Annotated in this window: 16 protein-coding genes and 1 rRNA gene; 9 read left to right on the top strand and 8 right to left on the bottom strand. The window is 72.0% G+C overall.

Going from position 1 to position 20448, the window contains the following annotated elements:
• Positions 1–302: 302 nt before the first annotated feature.
• Positions 303–737, top strand: a complete 435-nt coding sequence (locus ACIP5M_RS00085) for an Rv3235 family protein (RefSeq protein ID WP_401191796.1) — start codon at positions 303–305, stop codon at positions 735–737.
• Between the two features lie 373 nt (positions 738–1110).
• Here ACIP5M_RS00085 and secA read toward each other — a convergent pair whose 3' ends face one another.
• Positions 1111–3912 carry a preprotein translocase subunit SecA gene (gene secA, locus ACIP5M_RS00080; RefSeq protein WP_401190245.1) on the bottom strand — a complete coding sequence of 934 codons (2802 nt, stop codon included), beginning with the start codon at positions 3910–3912 and terminating at the stop codon, positions 1111–1113.
• Positions 3913–4151: 239 nt separating this feature from the next.
• On the opposite strand from secA, the gene ACIP5M_RS00075 reads away from it, so the two are divergent.
• On the top strand, positions 4152–4736 hold the full coding sequence (locus ACIP5M_RS00075) for a GNAT family N-acetyltransferase (RefSeq protein WP_401190243.1): 585 nt from the start codon (positions 4152–4154) through the stop codon (positions 4734–4736).
• A gap of 76 nt (positions 4737–4812) precedes the next feature.
• The gene (locus ACIP5M_RS00070) at positions 4813–5973 is read left to right on the top strand and encodes a winged helix-turn-helix domain-containing protein (RefSeq protein WP_401191794.1); all 1161 of its coding nucleotides are present in this window, start codon (positions 4813–4815) and stop codon (positions 5971–5973) included.
• A 143-nt stretch (positions 5974–6116) separates the two neighbouring features.
• On the opposite strand, the gene ACIP5M_RS00065 is transcribed toward ACIP5M_RS00070, so the two are convergent.
• The 6 genes from ACIP5M_RS00065 to mtrA form a co-directional block, all read right to left on the bottom strand.
• Positions 6117–6869, bottom strand: a complete 753-nt coding sequence (locus tag ACIP5M_RS00065; RefSeq protein ID WP_401190241.1) for a response regulator — start codon at positions 6867–6869, stop codon at positions 6117–6119.
• 190 nt (positions 6870–7059) lie between these two features.
• Positions 7060–7755, bottom strand: a complete 696-nt coding sequence (hpf, locus tag ACIP5M_RS00060) for a ribosome hibernation-promoting factor, HPF/YfiA family (RefSeq protein ID WP_401190239.1) — start codon at positions 7753–7755, stop codon at positions 7060–7062.
• Between the two features lie 310 nt (positions 7756–8065).
• Entirely contained in the window at positions 8066–8776 is a 711-nt protein-coding gene (locus ACIP5M_RS00055; RefSeq protein ID WP_401190237.1) for a ComF family protein, read from the bottom strand.
• A gap of 66 nt (positions 8777–8842) precedes the next feature.
• The gene (locus tag ACIP5M_RS00050) at positions 8843–10702 is read right to left on the bottom strand and encodes an LpqB family beta-propeller domain-containing protein (protein ID WP_401190235.1); all 1860 of its coding nucleotides are present in this window, start codon (positions 10700–10702) and stop codon (positions 8843–8845) included.
• On the bottom strand, positions 10686–12653 hold the full coding sequence (gene mtrB, locus ACIP5M_RS00045) for an MtrAB system histidine kinase MtrB (protein WP_401190233.1): 1968 nt from the start codon (positions 12651–12653) through the stop codon (positions 10686–10688). The genes ACIP5M_RS00050 and mtrB overlap by 17 nt, the downstream gene beginning before the upstream one ends.
• A gap of 1 nt (position 12654) precedes the next feature.
• A complete protein-coding gene (gene mtrA, locus ACIP5M_RS00040; RefSeq protein WP_214949728.1) occupies positions 12655–13344 on the bottom strand; it encodes a two-component system response regulator MtrA in 690 nt (229 codons plus the stop codon).
• A 232-nt stretch (positions 13345–13576) separates the two neighbouring features.
• On the opposite strand from mtrA, the gene ACIP5M_RS00035 reads away from it, so the two are divergent.
• From ACIP5M_RS00035 to ACIP5M_RS00010, 6 genes are all read left to right on the top strand, one after another.
• Positions 13577–14785 carry a hypothetical protein gene (locus ACIP5M_RS00035; protein ID WP_401190230.1) on the top strand — a complete coding sequence of 403 codons (1209 nt, stop codon included), beginning with the start codon at positions 13577–13579 and terminating at the stop codon, positions 14783–14785.
• 7 nt (positions 14786–14792) lie between these two features.
• Positions 14793–15455 (top strand): DUF4129 domain-containing protein, encoded by a 663-nt coding sequence (locus tag ACIP5M_RS00030; RefSeq protein ID WP_401190228.1) that lies wholly within the window; start codon positions 14793–14795, stop codon positions 15453–15455.
• A gap of 278 nt (positions 15456–15733) precedes the next feature.
• The gene (locus ACIP5M_RS00025) at positions 15734–17158 is read left to right on the top strand and encodes a DUF4350 domain-containing protein (RefSeq protein WP_401190226.1); all 1425 of its coding nucleotides are present in this window, start codon (positions 15734–15736) and stop codon (positions 17156–17158) included.
• Positions 17155–18141, top strand: coding sequence for an AAA family ATPase (locus ACIP5M_RS00020; protein WP_401190224.1), 987 nt, complete (start codon positions 17155–17157; stop codon positions 18139–18141). The genes ACIP5M_RS00025 and ACIP5M_RS00020 overlap by 4 nt, the downstream gene beginning before the upstream one ends.
• Positions 18141–19451: a DUF58 domain-containing protein gene (locus tag ACIP5M_RS00015; RefSeq protein ID WP_401190222.1), complete on the top strand. Its 1311-nt coding sequence runs from the start codon at positions 18141–18143 to the stop codon at positions 19449–19451. The genes ACIP5M_RS00020 and ACIP5M_RS00015 overlap by 1 nt, the downstream gene beginning before the upstream one ends.
• 47 nt (positions 19452–19498) lie before the next feature.
• Positions 19499–20095 carry a Uma2 family endonuclease gene (locus ACIP5M_RS00010; protein ID WP_401190221.1) on the top strand — a complete coding sequence of 199 codons (597 nt, stop codon included), beginning with the start codon at positions 19499–19501 and terminating at the stop codon, positions 20093–20095.
• Positions 20096–20191: 96 nt separating this feature from the next.
• Here the strand turns inward: ACIP5M_RS00010 and rrf are convergent.
• A 5S ribosomal RNA gene (gene rrf, locus ACIP5M_RS00005) occupies positions 20192–20308 on the bottom strand.
• Between the last annotated feature and the right edge of the window lie 140 nt (positions 20309–20448).

Raw genomic sequence — 20448 nt, 5'->3', positions numbered from 1 at the left:
CCGGAGGTCTTGCCGGACCGGTTCCCGGGGGGACGGCTGCCCCGGCGGCCCCTGTGGGTGACGGCCGCGGTCCCCCTTCGGGTTGTGGGCCCGGCCCGCGGTGCCGTCCATTCCCGTCCCCGTACCGGGGCCCCCGCGGGCCGTGGGCGGCGGGCCGGGCACTCGGATAGGTGAACCGGCGCGGGCGCGGGCACCGGGGCCTCGGCCGGTTGCGGAGCGTGTTCGGGCGGCCGTAGAAGGTCCACAGCAAGTTACCGCTTGGTACGGGACAGATCGCGAGGGAGGCCACCATGGAGACCACGATGCGCGGCACGATCGGCGGCGAGGGAAGCCGCCGCCGGCCGGGCGGACCGGCGCGCTCCCGACCCGCCGGCCGGCACGACTCCCGGCGACCGGCGGGACCGCCCCGGGCGCTGCGGCTCGGGCCGCACCACTGGTTCGCCGAGCGCCTCCTGGCGGTCCTCAGCGGCCACCGACCGGTCCACTCGCTCCTGGGCCACACCGTCGGCCCCGCCTACCAGCAGCTGGTCACCCTGGCCCCTTCGGACCCCCTTCGCGACCGCCTGCGCCCGGTCGTCCGCCAGTGCGGCCGCTTCACCCCGGGCCCGGGCGTCATCGAGGCCTTCGCCCGCATCGCGACGGGCGACCGGGTAACCGCCATGGCCTTCCGCCTGGAACAGGGCCCAGACCTCCGCTGGCGCTGCGCAGCAGTAGAAATCCAGGGCCCCCGCCCCTGACCCAACCCGGGGCAAAAACAGCCCCGCCGGCGCTTGAGGCGCGGGGCAAAAACGGCCCCACCGGCGCTTGAGGCGCGGGGCAAAAACAGCCTCGCCGGCGTTTGAGGCGCGGGGTCCGGGGCGGAGCCCCGATCTCTCACCCGCACCCACCCGCTCAGCCGCAGCCAAACCAGCCCCACCGGCGCCCGAGGCGCGGGGCAAAAACAGCCCCGCCGGCGCTTGAGGCGCGGGGGCCCGGGGCGGAGCCCCAGGGGACCGGGCGGAGCCGGGGCCGCTCGCGCAGCGGCACCGCACACGCCCCACGAAACGCGGCCGGGGCCGAACCCCGCGTACGGTGTCCGGCCCCGGCCGAGAACGCATCAACCGGCAGCGGTTACTTCTTCCGCCGCCGCCCACCAGAGGCCTTGGCCGCCTTGCGCCGCTCGGCACGCGTCATGCCGTCCCCGTCAAGCCCGGCCGCGTCCGACTCGAAGTCGCCCTCGACGACCCCGCCCTCCCCGTCGACCGTCGGAGCCGAGAAGTGCAGCCGGTCCGGCCGCTGCGGAGCGTCCAGCCCCTTCGCCCGGATCTCCGGCCGCGCCCCCGGCACCGGCTCCTTCGTCAGCGACGGCGCCGCGTCCTGCACCGGAAGCTCCTCGACCTGCTGCTCGACCTGGACCTCCAGGTTGAACAGGTAGCCGACGGACTCCTCCTTGATGCCCTCCTGCATGGCGTTGAACATGTCGAAGCCCTCGCGCTGGTACTCGACCAGCGGGTCCTTCTGGGCCATCGCCCGCAGGCCGATGCCCTCCTGCAGGTAGTCCATCTCGTACAGGTGCTCACGCCACTTGCGGTCCAGCACCGACAGCACCACGCGCCGCTCCAGCTCACGCATGATGTCGGAGCCCAGCGTCTTCTCGCGCGCCGCGTACTGCTCGTGGATGTCGTCCTTGATGGACTCCGCGATGAACTCGGCGGTGATCCCCGCCCGGTCGCCCGCGGCCTCCTCCAGCTCCTCGATGGTGACCTTCACCGGGTAGAGCTGCTTGAAGGCGCCCCACAGCCGCTCCAGGTCCCACTCCTCCGCGAAGCCCTCGACCGTCTCGGCCGCGATGTACGCGTCGATCGTGTCGTCCATCATGAAGCGCACCTGCTCCTGCAGGTCCTCGCCCTCCAGGACGCGGCGGCGCTCCCGGTAGATGACCTCGCGCTGGCTGTTGAGCACCTCGTCGTACTTCAGGACGTTCTTGCGCGTCTCGAAGTTCTGGGTCTCCACCTGCGACTGGGCCGACGCGATCGCGCGCGTCACCATCTTGTTCTCGATCGGCACGTCGTCCGGAACGTTGGCCATCGCCATGACCCGCTCCACCATCTGCGCCTTGAACAGGCGCATCAGGTCGTCGCCCAGCGACAGGTAGAAGCGGGACTCGCCCGGGTCACCCTGTCGGCCGGAGCGGCCGCGCAGCTGGTTGTCGATACGGCGCGACTCGTGCCGCTCGGTGCCCAGCACGTACAGCCCGCCGAGCGCCTTGACCTCCTCGAACTCCGCCTTCACGGCGGCCTCGGCCCGCTCGAGCGCCTCAGGCAGGGCGTGCGCCCATTCCTCGATGTGCTCCTCCGGGTCCAGGCCGCGCTGGCGCAGCTCGGCCTCGGCGAGGTCGTCCGGGTTGCCGCCGAGCTTGATGTCGGTACCGCGGCCGGCCATGTTCGTGGCGACGGTGACGGCGCCGCGGCGGCCGGCCTGGGCGACGATCGTCGCCTCACGGTCGTGCTGCTTGGCGTTGAGGACCTCGTGCGGGATGCCGCGCTTGGAGAGCTGCTGGGAGAGGTACTCGGACTTCTCGACCGACGTCGTACCGACGAGGATCGGCTGGCCCTTCTCGTGCTTCTCCGCGATGTCGTCGACGACGGCGGCGAACTTCGCGACCTCGGTCCGGTAGATGAGGTCCGGCTGGTCCTTGCGGACCATGTCGCGGTTGGTCGGGATCGGGACGACACCGAGCTTGTAGATCTGGTGGAACTCGGCGGCCTCGGTCATGGCCGTACCGGTCATGCCCGACAGCTTCGTGTAGAGGCGGAAGAAGTTCTGGAGGGTGATCGTGGCGAGGGTCTGGTTCTCGTCCTTGATGTCCACCCCTTCCTTCGCCTCGATCGCCTGGTGCATGCCCTCGTTGTAGCGGCGGCCGGCGAGGATACGGCCGGTGTGCTCGTCGACGATCATGACTTCGCCGTCGAGGACGACGTAGTCCTTGTCCTTCTTGAACAGTTCCTTCGCCTTGATGGCGTTGTTCAGGTAGCCGACGAGCGGGGTGTTCACCGACTCGTAGAGGTTCTCGATGCCGAGCCAGTCCTCGACCTTGGCGACACCCGCCTCGTGGATGGCGACGGTGCGCTTCTTCTCGTCGACCTCGTAGTCGCCGGTCTCCTCGATGCCCTTCAGCGGCTGACCGGCCTCGCCCTTGGTCAGGCGGGTCACCAGCTTCGCGAAGTCGCCGTACCACTTGGTGGCCTGGTCGGCCGGGCCGGAGATGATCAGCGGGGTACGGGCCTCGTCGACCAGGATCGAGTCGACCTCGTCGACCACGGCGAAGTTGTGGCCGCGCTGGACGAGCTCGTCCTTCGACCACGCCATGTTGTCGCGCAGGTAGTCGAAGCCGAACTCGTTGTTCGTGCCGTACGTGATGTCGCAGGCGTACTGCTCGCGGCGCTGCGCCGGCGACATGTTCGCCAGGATGCAGCCGACCTCCAGGCCGAGGAACTTGTGCACCCGGCCCATCAGCTCGGAGTCGCGCTCGGCGAGGTAGTCGTTCACCGTGATCAGGTGGACGCCCTTGCCGGACAGCGCGTTCAGGTACGCGGGCAGCGTGCCGACGAGGGTCTTGCCCTCACCGGTCTTCATCTCGGCCACGTAGCCGAGGTGCAGCGCCGCACCACCCATGATCTGGACGTCGTAGTGCCGCTGGCCGAGGACGCGCTTGGCCGCCTCGCGAACCGTCGCGAAGGCCTCCGGCAGCAGGTCGTCCAGGCTCTCGCCGTCCTGGAAACGCTGCTTGTACTCGTCCGTGAGCGCCCGCAACTCGGCGTCGGAGAGGTTGACGAAGTCCTCTTCGATGGAGTTGACCTGGTCCGCGATGCGGTGCAGTTTGCGCAGGATCTTGCCTTCGCCTGCACGCATGAGCTTGTTGAAGACGGACACCGAGGTTTGTCTCCTTGCCGGTCGGGCCTGGGCACTGTACGTACACGGGCACGGCAGGTGGGCCCCACCGCAACGGCCATCGTAAGCGAGGACGTGGTCGCGTCGGGAGGTCCGCCGTTGCCGCGAGGGCGCGGGTGCCCGTATTGAGAACGTACGGGTGACAAGGAAGGTGCCGCTCCCCCCGCGAGATTCCCGAAAAGTGTTCGCACCGCGAAGGGCGCCGGCAGCAGAATCCGTGCATGGAGCCCACGACACTGACCACCGACCGGCTCGTACTGAGGCCGTTCGCCCCCTCCGACGAGGACGAGGTGTACGCAGCCTGCCAGGACCCGGACATCCAGCGGTTCACCGAGGTGCCCTCCCCCTACGGGCGCGAGCACGCGCGGAGCTTCGTGAACGAGCTGGTCCCGGACGGCTGGCGCGCGGACACCGGCTACAGCTTCGCCGTACGCCTCGGCGCCGACGGGCCGCTGGTCGCGGCGGTCGGCGTCCACGTGCACCAGGTGTTCGCCACCCGCGCCTACGAGATCGGCTATTGGACGGTGAAGGAGCACCGGGGCCGCGGATACATGGCCGAGGCCGTCCGTGCCGTCGCCCGCTGGGCCTTCACCGAGGTCGGCGCGACCCGCCTCGAATGGCGGGCCCAGGTCGGCAACGCCGGCTCCAGGGCCGTCGCGGAGAAGGCCGGCTTCCGCGTGGAGGGGATCCTGCGCGCCGGAATCGAGCACCGCGGCGCCATGTTCGACTGCCGGATCGGCGGCCTGCTCCCCTCCGACCTCGGCCTGCCCTCCCGCCTTCCGTACCTTCCCGCGACCTCCGTGTAGGGCCCGGGCGGAAGGCCCGGCCGTTCCGTCCGGGCCTTCCGTTGTCAGTGGTGCCGCCTAGGCTCGGCGCATGACCATGATCTCGTTGTCCGCCGATGAGGCCCGCCGGATCGCCCTGCGGGCGCAGGGGTTCCTCGGGGCGCCCGACCGCCGCGGCGGGGTCCGGGGGGTCCTGCGCCACCTCGGCGCCGTACAGCTGGACACCATTTCCGTCCTGGCCCGCTCGCACGAGCTGATCCCGTACGCGCGCCTCGGGGCGGTGGGCCGCGACACGGTCGAGAAGGCGTACTGGTCGGACCGGCACGCCTTTGAGTACTGGTCGCACGCGGCCTGCATCCTGCCGATCGAGGAATGGCCGCATTTCGCCTTCCGCCGGCGTGAGCGCCGGGCGCGCGGCCACCGCTGGCACGTCCTCCAGGACAAGGAGCGCTCGACGCGGGCGGTGCTGGACCGGCTCAGGGCCGACGGCCCGCTGACCTCCACCGAACTGGGCGGCGCCAAGAACGGCGGCGAGTGGTTCGAGTGGTCCGAGACCAAGATCGCGGTGGAGTGGCTGCTCGACACCGGTGAGGTGGTGTGCAGCGAGCGCCGCGGCTGGAAGCGGGTCTACGACCTCGCCGAGCGCGCCGTGCCCGACGCACTGCTCCACGACGACCTGGACGACCGGGAGTGCATGCGCCGCCTGGTCGCCCTGGCCGGGCGGTCCCTGGGCGTCGGGACCCGTGCGGACATCGCCGACTACCACCGCCTCAAGGGCGAGCAGTTCGACGCGGTGATCGCGGACTCCGGGCTGGTCCCGGTCGAGGTCGAGGGCTGGGCCAAGCCGGCCTGGGCGGATCCGGCGGCGCTCGCGACGCCTCCCCGGGGCCGCCACCGCACGACGCTGCTCTCGCCCTTCGACTCGCTGGTCTGGGACCGCCCGCGCACCGAGCGGATCTTCGGGTTCACGCACCGCCTGGAGGCGTACGTCCCCAAGCCGAAGCGGATACACGGGTACTTCGCGATGCCGCTGCTGGCGGGCGGTCTCCTCCAGGGCCGCGTCGACCCGGCCCGCGAGGGCCGCACCCTGGTCGCCCGGCAGCTCTCGCTGGCCACGCCCAAGGCGGCTCCCGCGATGGCGCAGGCCCTGTGGGAGGCCGCGGAGTGGGTGGGCTGCGAGGAGGTCCGCGTCGAACGGGCCCAGACCCCGCAGGAGGCGCAGGCCGTCACGGCGGAACTCCGCGCGCTGCACCCGTAGCGGCGGCAAGCCCGTCCGCGGGCGACGGCCCGCGCGGCCGCGCCCCGTCAGGGGCGCGGGGAACCGCGCGACCAGCCATGGAGGGCCCGCAGTGAGCACTCAGCCGCAGGCGACCCTCACCCGGCCGACCCCCGCGGAGGCGGCTAGCGGATCTCCAGGATCTTCTCCCGCATCGCGTAGACCACGGCCTCCATCCGGGAGTGCAGCTGGAGCTTCTCCAGGATGTTGCGGACGTGGTTCTTCACGGTGTTCTCGGAGATGAACAACTCCTTGGCGATGTCCCGGTTGTTCATGCCGGTGGCGACCAGCTTGAGGACCTCCAGCTCCCGGTCCGTGAGCCTCGGCGCCGGCACCAGCCGCCGCTCGTCGGTCCGCTGGATCATCGACTTGAACTCGGTGAGCAGCTTCGACGCCATCGACGGGCTGATCTGCGACTGCCCGTCCGCCACCGCCCGGATCGCCGTGGCCACCTCGTCCGTCGAGATCTCCTTCAGCAGGTACCCGGTCGCCCCCGCTTTGATCGCGTCGTAGAGGTCGGCCTCCTCGTCGCTGATCGTCAGCATGATGATCTTCGCGGAGGGGGCCACCTCCTTGATCGAGGTACACGCCTCGATCCCGCCGCGCCGGGGCATCCGTACGTCCATCAGCACGATGTCCGGCAGCAGATCGGCCGCCTTGTCCACGGCCTCCGCGCCGTCCCCGGCCTCGCCGACGACCTGGATGTCCTCCTCCTGGGCGAGGACGATCTCCAGCCCGCGCCGGAAGAGCGCGTGGTCGTCGACCACCAGGACCCGGATCGGCTCCCCGGTCGGCGTGCCCGCGGAATCCGCCGCCGCGGCCACCTCACGGCAGCCCGCACCGTCGTCACCGCGCACCGGCCCGAAGCTGTCCGCCATCGTTCCTCCCCCTGCATGTGCTGAACTGCCGGGCCAACCGGAGCGGCGCCGCCGCCGGTTGACTGCCCGCCATGATTCCATGCCCGCACCACGGCGCGGGGGCCTACGAGCGGCCACCTGGCGCATACCCGTCATGCAGCTGCCCCCGTGGGACGCCCGAAACGTCCCACGGGGGCAGACGATGACGTGGTCAGCCGCCGAGCGCTCCGCCCGCGCCTCCCCGCGGCTCCTCCGAGCTGGAGGCCCCGTCGGGGTTCACGTGGATGACGCCGTAGTCATAGGCGTGACGGCGGTAGACGACGCTGGGCAGCTTGGTCTCGGAGTCGACGAACAGATAGAAGTCGTGGCCGACCAGTTCCATCTCGTAGAGAGCCTGGTCGAGGGACATGGGCGCGGCCGCGTGCGTCTTCTCGCGGACGATCAGCGGGCCTTCGCCCTGCACTTCGAGCGATCCGATCCGGGTGATCGGTACACCGTTGGCCTTCTCCTCGCCGATCGGCTCGCCGTTCGCGTTCAGATGCGCGGCGTCCGGCACGACGTCGGCGACCTCTGCCGCCGAGATCCGGCCCGCGCCCCTGCGGGTGTAGCGCTTGTCGTGCTGCTTGCGCAGCCGGGCCTCCAGCTTGTCCTGAGCCAGGTCCAGAGCCGCATACGGGTCTGCGGCGGCGGCCTCGGCACGGATCACCGGGCCCCGCGAACGCAGGGTGATCTCCACGCGGTCGGAACGGTCGGCCTGGCGCGGGTTGTGTTCCTTGGACACCTCGACGTCCAAGCTGATCACCTTGGCGTCGAGCTTCTGGATCCGCTCCGGATTCAGCTTCTCGGCCACGTGCTTGCGGAACCGGTCGGGCACTTCGGTCTTACGGCCCTTGACGACGATGTCCACGCAGAACTCCGTTCCCGGATAGCTCCGCCCGCGGGGCGAAGCGTCTCCCTTTCGCACCAGACTCCGGCGAAGGCCGGAGCCTCGGACTTGGCGACTTTCACCTCCTCCTCCCCCATCGGCAAGATCAACACCCCACCGACTTCGGAGTCGAGAGACAGCGATGCGTGGGGCCTCAAGGCTCGCCAGTCCTCACAACCGAACATATCCCTCTATGGCGGTTGTCGGCACCCGCTACCGGAACGTACTTCCGTCCCGGTGGCTCATCCCTCTTACTACCTGCAACGATGGGCCTTCCCCGGCGGTTCCAAATCTATTCACGAGTTTTTTGCTCTGTCCGGGTTGCGGCCACCACCGCCGCTCGCAGCGTCCCCTGCCCCGGATTCGCGGCGCGAACCGCCCGGGCCGCCTCCGCGAGCGTCGCCCCGGTGGTGATCACGTCGTCCACGAGTACGATCACAGCCCCCTCCACCAGCCGCGCCCCGTCCCGGCACACCCCCAGCGCCCCCGCCAGGTTCTCCCGGCGCTGCCCGGCCCCCAGCCCCGCCTGGTCCGCGACCGCCCGCCGCAGGCGCAGTACGGGGGCCACGCGCGCGGCCACGCCGGCCCGCCGCAGCTGCCCCGCCGCGGCCAGCGCGATCCTGCGCGCCGGATCGTGCCCGCGCGCCCGGACCTGCCGCGGCGCCGACGGGACCGGAACCAGCGCCACTTCCCTCTCCCCGGCCCCCGCCTCCGCCAGGGACCCCCGCACCGCCCCCGCCAGGGCAGCGCCCAAGGCCCCCGCCAGCGGGAGCGCCCCGCGCTCCTTGTGGGCCAGCAGGACGGCCCGTACGACGCCGTCGTAGGCGGCCGCCGCATGGACGGCCGGCAGCCCGGCGGGCGGCGGAGACGGTCGCGCCCGCACCGCCCCGGCCCCGCTCAGCGCCTCCCGGCAGCCGGCGCACAGCAGCACCCTGGCGGCCCCGCAGCCGGCGCAGTCGACCGGCAGGACCAGACCGGCCAGCTCCTGCCGCCACCCCCGCACCCACTCCACTCTGCAGGGCCGTCCCCCGGCCCGCCACCCCTGTGGAAAACCAGCCGGATCCGCAGGTCAGCCCGGGTACACCGGAGCCCGGCCGCCCGCCGCGACCGTGCGCCACTGAGCGCCCGGAGGCAGCCACACGATGCCGTCGTCGTCCGAGAAGCCCACCACCGGCTTCGGCTTCGACTCGTCCTCCGAGGCGGGAACCGCCACCGCGGTCAGCCCGGTGGCCCCGGGCAGGCTCGCCGCGATCATCGACCCGTCCGTCAGCATGTAGCGGGCCTGGACGAGCCCGCCGCTCTCCCGGCCCACCACCAGCAGCCGGCCCCGCGGCGCCCAGCTCATCGCCGTCACGTCCGCCATCTGCGGGGCCGCCGGGCGCAGCTCGCGCACCGACACCGCCGAGACGTCGCCCTTCCCGTCGGGCCGTTCGATCCGCCCGATGAACAGCCTCTTGCGGCCGCCCTGCTCCACGAGCAGCGCGATCCGCGCCCCGTCGGCCGCGGCCTTCAGCGCGGTGATCCGCCCGTCGAGGCCGGCCACCTGCACCTTCTCCGGGATCCCGGTGCCGCCCGGCACCCGCCACAGCCCCGGGTGCTGCGGGTCCTGGTCCGCGATCCACACGTCACCCGCCGCGTCCCAGCTGGGCGCGGTCAGCGTGTTCGGCTTGGCCCCCTTGCCGGTCAGCACGGGTTGCGGCATGACCCCGGCCCCGGACAGCGGCACCACGTACAGCCCGTGACCGTCCTCGGAGACCACGGCCGCCCGCCGCTCGTCGTAGGACACAGCCGCCGAGTCCGCCCTGAAGCCGGGCGGCGCGTTGAGCGGCCCCGGCACCGGCTCGGGCTTGGGCTGGTCCTCGCTCGCGATGTCGAATTTCATCCGGACCAGCCGCTTCGCGTCGTCGACGAAGTACTGGTACTCGGGCGAGCGGGGCCGGTTCGCGATCGCGGCCGCGTTCACGTCGGTCACCGAGCAGAGCGAGGAGGACTTGCCGTCGCTGCGCAGCAGTTCGACCCGGTTGAGCCGGGATGCCGTCAGATCCTGCACCGTGTAGAGGAGTTGGGTGGCCATCTTCTGGCACTGCGGCTGCGCGACGTTGTCGGCCTTGTCGTTGAGCGGCACGCGCAGCGTGTTCTGGCCGTCGTACGAAAGGGACTTGGTGCCCGTCCGCAGCTCCGTGCCGCTGGGGAAGCTGGTCTCGACGACCGGCGCGAGCCACCTGGACGGGCCCGCGAGCAGCGACTGCACCGTCTGCGTGGTCGGGTCCATCCGCGAGTCGGGGTCGGTGCGCTGACGCACGTACACCTGGTCGGCGACGAGCGTGCCGCCCGCGAAGTAGTACTTGTTGGCCGGCATGTAGATGCGCTGGAAGTCGGACTCGCTGAGCACGAGGCTCTTGGGCGGGGTCGCGATCCGCCACTGCTTGTTCTCCTGGACCAGCTGGAGGAACTCCTCGTACCTCCCGCCGCCGGTCTCCGGCTGGTACGCGCTGCGCTCGTCCACGGTCGCGAGCTTGGTGCCCGTCACCTTCCAGCGGGGCCCGTCGGGGTCCTTCTCGCCGCGGATCGGCGACCGGTCGAGGCCGGCCGACAGCACGGTGACGGCGGAGCCGGGCTTCCAGCTCTTCGCGGCCTCCTCGGTGAGGTACTTGCGGGCGGTCTCCAGCTGCGGGTCGTCACTGGTCATCGCCTCCAGGAAACCCTTGACGATCTCGGCCGCCCCGGCCTTGTCGGCCGGGGGCACGCCGAACACCCGGACCTGGGAGTCGACGCCCTGCGATGCCTGCACCGGGCGGATCTCTCCGCTGGTCGGCATGGAGGCGCACCCGGCCAGCAGCAGCCCGGCCGCCCCGAGCGCGTACGCCCGCAGGGTGCGCCGGCCGCGCGCACGGCCGGCGCCGCTCCCGGGCTCAGCGTCCTTCGGCATCGGCATCGGCATGGCCCTCGGCATCGGTTCGGTCCTCCTGTGGTGCCTGCTCGGCCGGCCGGGCCACGACCCTGGCCCCGTTGCCCGGCAGGGCCGTCGGGTCGGCGGGTACGGGAAGCGCCGTGGCGACGGCCGACCGGGGCGGTATCGGCGACCGGTCCCCGCCGTCCGCCGGCGGCTTCGGAGCAGCCCTGCCCGCGGCCTCGGCGGCGGCCCTGGCCCGGTTGGCCCGGGAATCCTCGGGCTCCAGCGGAATCGGGGAACCGCGCAGGGGTTCGTCGGCGGTACGCGGCAGGGTGAGGCGGAACTGCGAGCCGCCGCCCGGCTCGCCCCAGGCCTGGAGCCAGCCGCCGTGCAGCCGGGCGTCCTCGACGGCGATGGACAGGCCGAGGCCCGTGCCGCCGGTCGTGCGCGCCCGCGCCGGGTCGGCCCGCCAGAAGCGGTTGAAGACGCGGGTCGCCTCGCCGGGCTTCAGCCCGACGCCGTAGTCCCGTACGGCCACGGCGACGGCCCCGCCCGCGGACGCGAGCCGGACCACCACGTCGCGGCCCTCGCCGTGCTCCACGGCGTTGACGACGAGGTTGCGCAGCACCCGCTCCACGCGCCGGGCATCGGCCTCGGCGATGACGGGCTGGGTGTCGCCCAGGACCCGGATCCGGGTGCCCTTGTGCTCGGCGAGCGGCTCGGCCCCGTCGATGACGCGGCGTACGACGTCGCGCAGGTCGATGGGCTCCGCCTCCAGGGCGGCGGCCCCGGCGTCGAAGCGGCTGATCTCCAGCAGGTCGGCGAGCAGCGACTCGAAGCGGTCGAGCTGCCCGGCGAGCAGCTCGGCGGAGCGCGCGGTGACCGGGTCGAAGTCGACCCGGGCGTCGTGGATGACGTCGGCGGCCATCCGTACGGTCGTCAGGGGGGTGCGCAGCTCGTGGGAGACGTCGGAGACGAAGCGGCGCTGCATCCGCGACAGGTCCTCCAGCTGCTGGATCTTGAGCTGGAGGTTCTGCGCCATCTTGTTGAAGGCCTCGCCCAGGCGGGCGATGTCGTCCTCGCCGGTGACCTTCATCCGCTCCTGCAGCCGCCCGGCCGAGAGCCGCTCGGCGATCCCGGCGGCCATCCGGACCGGGGTCACGACCTGCCGTACGACCAGCCAGGCGATGGCGCCGAGGAGCACGACGACGAACAAGCCGGCGGTGGCGAAGGTGCCCTTGACCAGGTTGAGGGACTCCTCCTCCTGGGTCAGCGGGAAGAGGTAGTACAGGTCGTACGGGTCCCCGTTGATGTCCGTGAGCCGCTTGCCCACGACCAGGGCGGGCTCGGGCGCCTTCTCCCCCGCCCCCGTGGTGTACCGGATCTCGGAGAAGGTCTTGAAGGTGCCGGTGGCGTTGTTGACGGCCCGGCGCAGCTTCAGCGGGACGCTGGCCGTCGGGTCGACGTTGCCGGAGGCGCGGGCGCCCTTGACGCCCTGTGTGCCGGGCAGGACCTGCTCGCCGGTGCCGGCGCCGAGCGCGGCCACCTCGAAGGCGGTCTGGCCGCCACTGGCCAGCTGCTTGACGAGGGAGTTCATCCAGGTGCTGGCGTCCCGGCCGACCTTGTTGTCGGCGGCGTCGGACCCGTCCACGGCGGCGGGGGCGTTGGCCTTCTCCTGTGCGACCGCGAAGCCTCCCGCGGCCTGGCTCTGCGCCGCTTCCTCCTTGGCGTCCAGCAGGCCCTTGCTGACCTGCGCGACGACCACGAAACCGAGCGCGAGGACCACGGCCAGTGACATCAGCAGGGTGGCGGCGACCACCCGGAGCTGGATGTTGCGCCGCCACAGCCGGACGGCCGGAAGCAGCGGCCGGCGGGCGAGCCGTACGCACAGCCGCAGCACGGCGCCCACGGGCCCCCTGGCCCGCAGCAGCCGGCCGGCCCGCAGGGTCCCCGGTCGGGAACCTCCCCGGTCCTTGCCGGCCTGCACGTCAGCTGGGTCCGGCCTTGTAGCCGACACCGCGCACCGTCACGACGATCTCGGGGCGCTCGGGATCCTTCTCGACCTTGGAGCGCAGCCGCTGCACGTGCACGTTGACCAGGCGGGTGTCCGCGGCGTGCCGGTAGCCCCAGACCTGCTCCAGCAGCACCTCGCGGGTGAAGACCTGCCAGGGCTTGCGCGCGAGGGCGACCAGCAGGTCGAACTCGAGCGGGGTCAGGGCGATGGAGACACCGTCCCGCTTGACCGAATGCCCGGCCACGTCGATCACGAGGTCACCGATGGCCAGCTGCTCGGGCGCGGGCTCCTCCGACCGGCGCAGGCGGGCCCGGATGCGGGCCACCAGCTCCTTGGGCTTGAACGGCTTGACGATGTAGTCGTCGGCCCCGGACTCCAGGCCCACGACCACGTCGACCGTGTCGCTCTTGGCGGTGAGCATGACGATGGGCACCCCGGACTCGGCCCGGATCAGCCTGCAGACCTCTATGCCGTCCCGTCCGGGCAGCATGAGGTCGAGCAGCACCAGGTCCGGCTTCGCCTCCCGGAAGGCAGCAAGTGCCTTGTCACCGTCCGCTACGAACGACGGCTCAAAACCTTCTCCACGCAGCACAATGCCGAGCATCTCGGCCAGCGCGGTGTCGTCGTCGACGACAAGGACGCGTCCCTTCATGGTTGACATCATCCCATTAGCTAATCGTTACCCGGCGGTGAGCTGTCCCACAGCCAAAAGGGCTGGAAATCGCCCCTCGGACCTGCGTGGAGTCCAGGCCGACCAGTCTGCCCCGGATCCGGGTGACAATTGAAGTACGGGCTGCCGGGGATCGGGGGGTACGGCCGGTCCGCCGGGTCATCCCACGTGGCACGATGGCAGCGACCAGCGCCCCCGCCGCAGCAGTTCACGTGAAGGAGCGACGATGAACGACTCTCCGGGCTGGGCAGCGCCCGGATCCTCTCCGTCCGACGGGGAGCGACCGGGGGCACCCGCCGGGCAGCCCGCACCTCCCGCCGGCGGCCCCGGCTGGTCCGCCGAGCAGCCGCCTCCCGGCCAGTGGCAGAGCCCGTCCCCCCAGGCACCGCCCCAGCCGCAGCCCGGCCAGGGGTGGGGTCAGCAGCCCGGTACCCCGTACGGCGGCCCGTATGGCCCCCAGTACGGCTATCCGGGCGGCCCCGGCCAGTGGGGCAGGCCCCCCGCCGCCAAGCCCGGAGTCATCCCCCTGCGGCCTCTGGGCCTCGGCGAGATCCTCGACGGTGCGGTCGCCACCATGCGCACCCACTGGCGCTCGGTCCTGCCGATCACGCTGGTCGTGGCCACGGTCGTGCAGGTCATCAGCCTGATAGCGCAGAAGTACGCGATGTCGGACCTCACCGTCGCCACGGAGCAGACCGATCCGTCGCTGAGCTCCGTCGGCTCCTCCGTGGCGCTCATGCTCGGAGCCGGCTTCATCGGCGCCCTCGGCGGTGTCATCGCCACGGCCATGCTGACGATGATCTACAGCCGGGCCGTGCTCGGCACCACCTCCACGGTCTCCGGCGCCTGGCGCGAGGCCAAGCCCCAGCTGCTGCGCCTGCTGGGCCTGATGTTCCTCCTGGCAGTCGGCGCGATCCTGCTGATCACCGTGCTGTTCCTGCCCGGCATCCTCACCCAGAACGTGGGGCTGGTCCTGGCGGCCCTCGCCGCCTCCCTCCCGCTGTTCACCTGGCTCTGGATCAAGTTCAGCCTGGCCCCGCCCGCGCTGATGCTGGAGAAGAGCACCATCTTCAAGTCCCTCGCGCGCTCCTCCAAGCTGGTCCGGGGCACATGGTGGCGCATCTTCGGCATCACCCTCCTCACCCAGATCATCACCGGCATCGTCTCGGCGATCATCGTCTGGCCGCTGACCATGATCGGCATGATCGCCTTCGGCGGCGGCCTGAGCGGAATCGAGGACGGCACCGCCTCCACCGCCTGGGGAGCGCTCATCCTCTCCGGCATCGGCGCCATCATCGCGACGACCATCGTGATGCCCATCCAGTCCGGCGTCACCGTCCTCCTCTACGTCGACCAGCGCATCCGGCGCGAGGGCCTCGACCTGGAGCTCGCCCGGGCCGCCGGCGTCGAGAACTACGGGACGACCGGAGGCTGACACACCGATGATGAGTACGGGGGGCCTCCTCATCACCCGCGCGGACACACCACCGGTGACGACTCCGCGCGAACCCGCCCAGGAGGCGGCGGAGCGCGAACTGTCCAAGCCGATGTACCACGAGAACGACCCCGGCCTGCTGGACCGCGCCCTGCGCAAGGTCCTGAGCTGGCTGGACGACCTCTTCGACGCGGCCTCCGGGGCGACCCCCGGAGGCACGCTCGGCCTGCTCGTCATCGCGCTGCTCGTCGTCCTGGCCGTGGCCGCCCTCTGGTGGCGGCTCGGCTCCCCACGCCGCCTCGCCACCTCCACGGGCCACCTCTTCGACGAGGGCGTCCGCAGCGCCGCCGACCACCGCACGGCCGCCGAAGCTCACGCCGCCGCCGGCCGCTGGACCGAAGCCGTCCAGGAACGCATGCGCGCCGTCGTCCGCTCCCTGGAGGAACGCACCCTCCTCGACCCCCGCCCCGGCCGCACCGCCGACGAGGCCGCGGCCGAAGCCGCCGTATCCCTCCCGGCCCACGCCGCGGACCTGCGCGCCGCCGCCCGCACCTTCGACGACGTCACCTACGGCGGCCGCACCGCCGACGCCGACACCTACACCCGCCTGCGCACCTTCGACCTCACCCTGGACCGCACGAAGCCGCTCCTGACGGGACCCACCGCATGACCCCCACCCCGCCAGACGGCCCCTCCGCCCCCCGCGAAAACGCCCCGTCCCCCACCAACCCCGAGGTCGGAGGTACGCCCGGCCCCGCCCCGGGTTCCGGCGGCCCCGAGCACGTGCCGGACGGCTCCCCGCACCACCCGACCCACCCCGCCACCCCCGAGGCCGGAGGTACGCCCGGCCCCGCCCGGGGTTCCGGTGGGGCCGGGTGTGTGTCGGGGCGCTCCCCGCAGGGCGCCGAACACAGTTCCGCACCACTGTCCGACCCGTGGCCACGTTCGGTGCCCGAGGAGACGCTCCGGCGCGCGCCCGGCCCCACCGGAACCGCCCCCGCAACCCCCGCGCAGACGGGCCCGGCCCCCGCAGGCCCGGGCAGCAACACGCCCACAGGCGGCGGAGCCGCCCCCGCAGGCCCCGCCGGCGGCACCCCCGCGGGCAGCGGGACCGCCCCCACCACCCCGGCGGCAGCCACACGGCGAGCCCGGCGGCGCCAAGCCGTCCGCCGCACCCTCACCGCCCTGGCCGTACTGGCCACCGGCGCCGTAGCCGTCGCCATCCTCAACGCTGGCACCCGCCACGGCCTCCTGGACCCCCGCTCCGCCGACCCCTTCGGCAGCCGCGCCGTGGCCGAGCTCCTCAAGGACCACGGCGTCAGCACCCGCGTCGTCACCACCGCCCGCGAGGCCGCGGCGGCCGCCGGCCCCCGCACCACCCTCCTGGTGACCGACCCGGACCGGCTCGGCCCGTCCCAACGCAGCGCCATCCACTCGGCGATGGACCTGTCCGGCGGCCGCACCGTCCTCGTCGCCCCCGGCAGCCACAGCCTTCCCGACCTGGTCCCCGGCGTCCGCGCCAAGGGCGAGGCGAACACCGACGACCTCGCCCCGGCCTGCGGCCTGCCCGCCGCCGCCACCGCCGGCCGCGCCACCACCGGAGGCGGCCTGCGCTACACCACCACCCTCCCCAGGGCCACCGCCTGTTACCCCAGCGACGGCCACCCCACCCTCCTCCTGCTCCCCACGGGACCCGCCGGAAGCACGGGGACCACGGGAAGCACGGGGACCGCGGGAACCAAGCCGGCCAAGGCAACCGGCGACACGGTCCTCCTGGGTTCCAGCGCCATCCTCCTCAACGAGAACCTCGCCGAGCAGGGCAACGCCTCCCTCGCCCTCCAACTCCTCGGCTCCCGACCGGACCTCGTCTGGTACATGCCGTCCCTCGCGGACTCCGGGTCCGACCCCGACTCCCCCTCCGCCGGCCAGGACAAGAGCCTCTTCGACCTCGTCCCCGCCGGCTGGTACTGGGCCCTGCTCCAGCTCTTCGTCGCCGCCGCGCTCGCCGCCCTCTGGCGCGCCCGCCGCCTCGGCCCCCTCGTCACCGAGAAGCTGCCGGTCGTCATCCGCGCCTCCGAGGCCACCGAGGGCCGCGCCCGCCTCTACCGCAAGGCCGGGGCCCGCGACCGCGCGGCCACCGTCCTGCGCGCCGCCGCCCGCGAACGCCTCGCCGCCCTGGTCGGCGTACCGCACACGCAGGCCCACGAACCACCGTCCCTGGTGCCCGCGGTCTCCGCGCACCTCGCCGGCGGACCGGCCGGGACCCCGGACGTCACCACCCTCCTCTTCGGCCCAACTCCCTCCGACGACGCGGCACTCGTCGCGCTCGCCGACCACCTCGACGCCCTCGAAAGAGAGGTCCGTACGTCATGACGTACCCGGCCACCGAGTCCGCGGCTGTGACCGCGGACAGCGCCCGCGCTTCCCTCGAAGCGCTCCGCACCGAGATCGGCAAGGCCGTGGTCGGTCAGGACTCCGCCGTCACCGGTCTCGTCGTCGCACTCCTGTGCCGCGGCCACGTCCTCCTCGAAGGCGTCCCCGGCGTCGCCAAAACCCTCCTCGTACGGGCCCTGGCGGCATCCCTCGAACTGGACACCAAGCGCGTCCAGTTCACCCCGGACCTGATGCCGAGCGACGTCACCGGCTCCCTCGTCTACGACGCGCGCACCGCCGAGTTCTCCTTCCAGAACGGCCCGGTCTTCACCAACCTCCTCCTCGCGGACGAGATCAACCGCACGCCCCCCAAGACCCAGTCCTCCCTCCTCGAAGCGATGGAGGAACGGCAGGTCACGGTCGACGGCACGCCCCGCAAGCTCCCCGAGCCCTTCCTCGTCGCCGCAACCATGAACCCGGTCGAGTACGAGGGCACGTACCCCCTCCCCGAAGCCCAACTGGACCGCTTCCTCCTCAAGCTCACCGTGCCGCTGCCCTCCCGCGAGGACGAGATCGGTGTCCTGACCCGCCACGCCGCCGGCTTCAACCCCCGCGACCTGCATGCCGCGGGCGTCCGCCCGGTCGCCGGCACCAAGGAACTCGACGCCGCCCGCGAGGCGGTGGCCCGGGTGACCGTCTCTCCCGAGATCGCCGGTTACGTCGTCGACATCTGCCGCACCACCCGCGAATCGCCGTCCCTCACCCTCGGCGTCTCCCCCCGCGGCGCGACGGCCCTGCTGGCCACCTCCCGCGCCTGGGCCTGGCTCACCGGCCGGGACTACGTCACTCCCGACGACGTCAAGGCCCTCGCCCTGCCGACCTTGCGCCACCGCGTCCAGCTGCGTCCCGAAGCCGAAATGGAAGGCGTCACCGCGGACTCCGTCATCTCGGCGATCCTCTCCCACGTCCCCGTCCCGCGCTGATGGCCTTCACCGGACGCGCCGCCCTGCTGGCGGCCCTCGGCAGCCTCCCCGTCGGCATCCTCGAACCGAGCTGGACGGGGATGCTCGCGGTCAACGGCACGCTCGCGCTGGCCTGCGCGGTCGACTGCGCTCTCGCGGCGCCCGTCCGCGGCCTGAAGTCGGCCCGCTCCGGCGACACCTCGGTGCGCCTGGGCGAGCCGGCGGACGTCCACCTCACGATTACCAACCCGAGCGGTCGCACGCTGCGCGCCCGGGTCCGCGACGCCTGGCCCCCGAGCAGCTGGCTCCCCGGCACCGAGCAGGCCGCGTCCCGTCACTCGGTGGTGATCCCCGCGGGCGAGCGCCGCCGGCTGACCACCCGCCTCCTCCCGACCCGCCGCGGCGACCGCCGGGCCGACCGCGTCACGATCCGCTCGTACGGGCCCCTGGGCCTGTGGGCCCGTCAGGGCTCCCACGCCTTGCCCTGGACGGTCCGCGTCCTGCCCCCCTTCACCAGCCGCAAGCACCTGCCCTCCCGCCTGGCCCGCCTGCGCGAGCTGGACGGCCGCACGAGCGTTCTGACCCGCGGCGAGGGCACCGAGTTCGACAGCCTCCGCGACTACGTCCCCGGTGACGACACCCGCTCCATCGACTGGCGCGCCACGGCCCGCCAGCACAAGGTGGCCGTCCGCACCTGGCGCCCCGAACGCGACCGGCACATCCTGATCTGCCTGGACACCGGACGCACTTCGGCGGGCCGCGTGGGCGACGCCCCCCGCCTCGACTCCGCCATGGACGCGGCCCTGCTCCTCGCGGCCCTCGCCACCCGGGCCGGTGACCGCGTGGACCTCCTGGCCCACGACCGCCGGCCCCGCGCCCAGGTCATGGGCCGCGCGGCCGCGGACGTCCTCCCGTCCTTCGTCAACGCGATGGCGACGCTGGAACCCGAACTGGTCGAGACGGACTCGCGCACCCTGGTCTCCACCGTCCTGCGCAATGCCCCGCGCCGCTCTCTGGTCGTCCTCCTCACGAGCCTGGACGCGGCCCCGATCGAAGAGGGCCTGCTCCCCCTGCTCCCCCGCCTCACCCAGCGCCACACGGTCCTGCTGGCCTCGGTGGCCGACCCGCACGTAGCCGAGATGACCAAGTCGAGGGGCTCCCTGGACGCCGTCTACGAAGCCGCGGCCGGCACCCAGTCCCAGTCCCAGCGCGCCCGCACGGCGGCGGAACTCACCCGCCACGGCGTCCACGTGGTCGACGCGACCCCGGACACCCTGGCCCCGGCCCTGGCCGACGCCTACCTGGCCCTGAAGGCCGCGGGCCGCCTCTAGAGGTTGTCCGACTGGATACTCTGGCAAGTCAGCTGCCAGGAGGACACATGCCCGACTTCACCCCCGAGCAGATGCGTCGCCTGCACGACTTCGCGGAGGAGCTGGCGGAGCTGGCCGAGCACCACGAAGACCAGTGGAAGGTTCAGACCACCGACGGTCAGATCTTCCTCACGATGACGACCCCCACAGTTCCGCATGGGCTCAACGTGATGCGGCTGCGCCGCCAGATCGAGGCCCAGACGCCTGACGCGGCGACCCTCAGCGATACGAACATGGGCGATCCTGTGACCGGCCTGACCAAGATCCCCGATCTCCTGGTCATGGCGGAGGAAGACACCGATGACACGGCGAAAGCCGTCAACTCCCGCGACGTATTGATGGTGGTGGAAGTCGTCTCCCGTACCGATTCCCTCACCGACATCCGCGACAAGCTGCACGACTACCCGAAAATGGGAGTCCCGCTGTACGTCGTCGTAGACCCCCGCAAGGACAAAAAGACAGTCACCGTGCACAGCGACCCCTCGGAGGGGCCCGACGGCATCCGCTTCCGCAAGAAGGTTCCGTACTCCTTCGGCGAGACCGTCACCGCCGGCCGCTGGGCCCTCGACACGAGCAACCTCAAAAGCTACCCCGCCGATTGGTAAAGCAGGCCGCACCAAGCGGCGGCGACGTGGCCCGGAACGCAGAAAAGCCCCGCACCGAACCCCGAAGGATTTGGTGCGGGGCTTCCCGCAATGATTGTTCGGCGGCGTCCTACTCTCCCACAGGGTCCCCCCTGCAGTACCATCGGCGCTGAAAGGCTTAGCTTCCGGGTTCGGAATGTAACCGGGCGTTTCCCTAACGCTATGACCACCGAAACACTATGAAATTAGAACGCTGGCATCATCACAGCCGTTCGTTATTTCAGAACTAACACAGTGGACGCGAGCAACTGAGGACAAGCCCTCGGCCTATTAGTACCAGTCAGCTCCACCCGTTACCGGGCTTCCACATCTGG

Source organism: Streptomyces sp. NPDC088762 (genome assembly GCF_044750905.1).
Classification (GTDB): domain Bacteria; phylum Actinomycetota; class Actinomycetes; order Streptomycetales; family Streptomycetaceae; genus Streptomyces.
This window is presented reverse-complemented; position numbering and strand designations above follow the sequence as displayed.

What these genes read in the sequence shown, in the direction of transcription:
- ACIP5M_RS00085 (WP_401191796.1), top strand. Translation starts at nt 303, where the DNA reads ATGCGCGGCACGATCGGCGGCGAGGGAAGCCGCCGCCGGCCGGGCGGA.
- ACIP5M_RS00075 (WP_401190243.1), top strand. Translation starts at nt 4,152, where the DNA reads ATGGAGCCCACGACACTGACCACCGACCGGCTCGTACTGAGGCCGTTC.
- ACIP5M_RS00070 (WP_401191794.1), top strand. Translation starts at nt 4,813, where the DNA reads ATGATCTCGTTGTCCGCCGATGAGGCCCGCCGGATCGCCCTGCGGGCG.
- ACIP5M_RS00065 (WP_401190241.1), bottom strand. Translation starts at nt 6,869, where the DNA reads ATGGCGGACAGCTTCGGGCCGGTGCGCGGTGACGACGGTGCGGGCTGC.
- ACIP5M_RS00050 (WP_401190235.1), bottom strand. Translation starts at nt 10,702, where the DNA reads ATGCCGAAGGACGCTGAGCCCGGGAGCGGCGCCGGCCGTGCGCGCGGC.
- mtrA (WP_214949728.1), bottom strand. Translation starts at nt 13,344, where the DNA reads ATGATGTCAACCATGAAGGGACGCGTCCTTGTCGTCGACGACGACACC.
- ACIP5M_RS00035 (WP_401190230.1), top strand. Translation starts at nt 13,577, where the DNA reads ATGAACGACTCTCCGGGCTGGGCAGCGCCCGGATCCTCTCCGTCCGAC.
- ACIP5M_RS00030 (WP_401190228.1), top strand. Translation starts at nt 14,793, where the DNA reads ATGATGAGTACGGGGGGCCTCCTCATCACCCGCGCGGACACACCACCG.
- ACIP5M_RS00020 (WP_401190224.1), top strand. Translation starts at nt 17,155, where the DNA reads ATGACGTACCCGGCCACCGAGTCCGCGGCTGTGACCGCGGACAGCGCC.
- ACIP5M_RS00015 (WP_401190222.1), top strand. Translation starts at nt 18,141, where the DNA reads ATGGCCTTCACCGGACGCGCCGCCCTGCTGGCGGCCCTCGGCAGCCTC.
- ACIP5M_RS00010 (WP_401190221.1), top strand. Translation starts at nt 19,499, where the DNA reads ATGCCCGACTTCACCCCCGAGCAGATGCGTCGCCTGCACGACTTCGCG.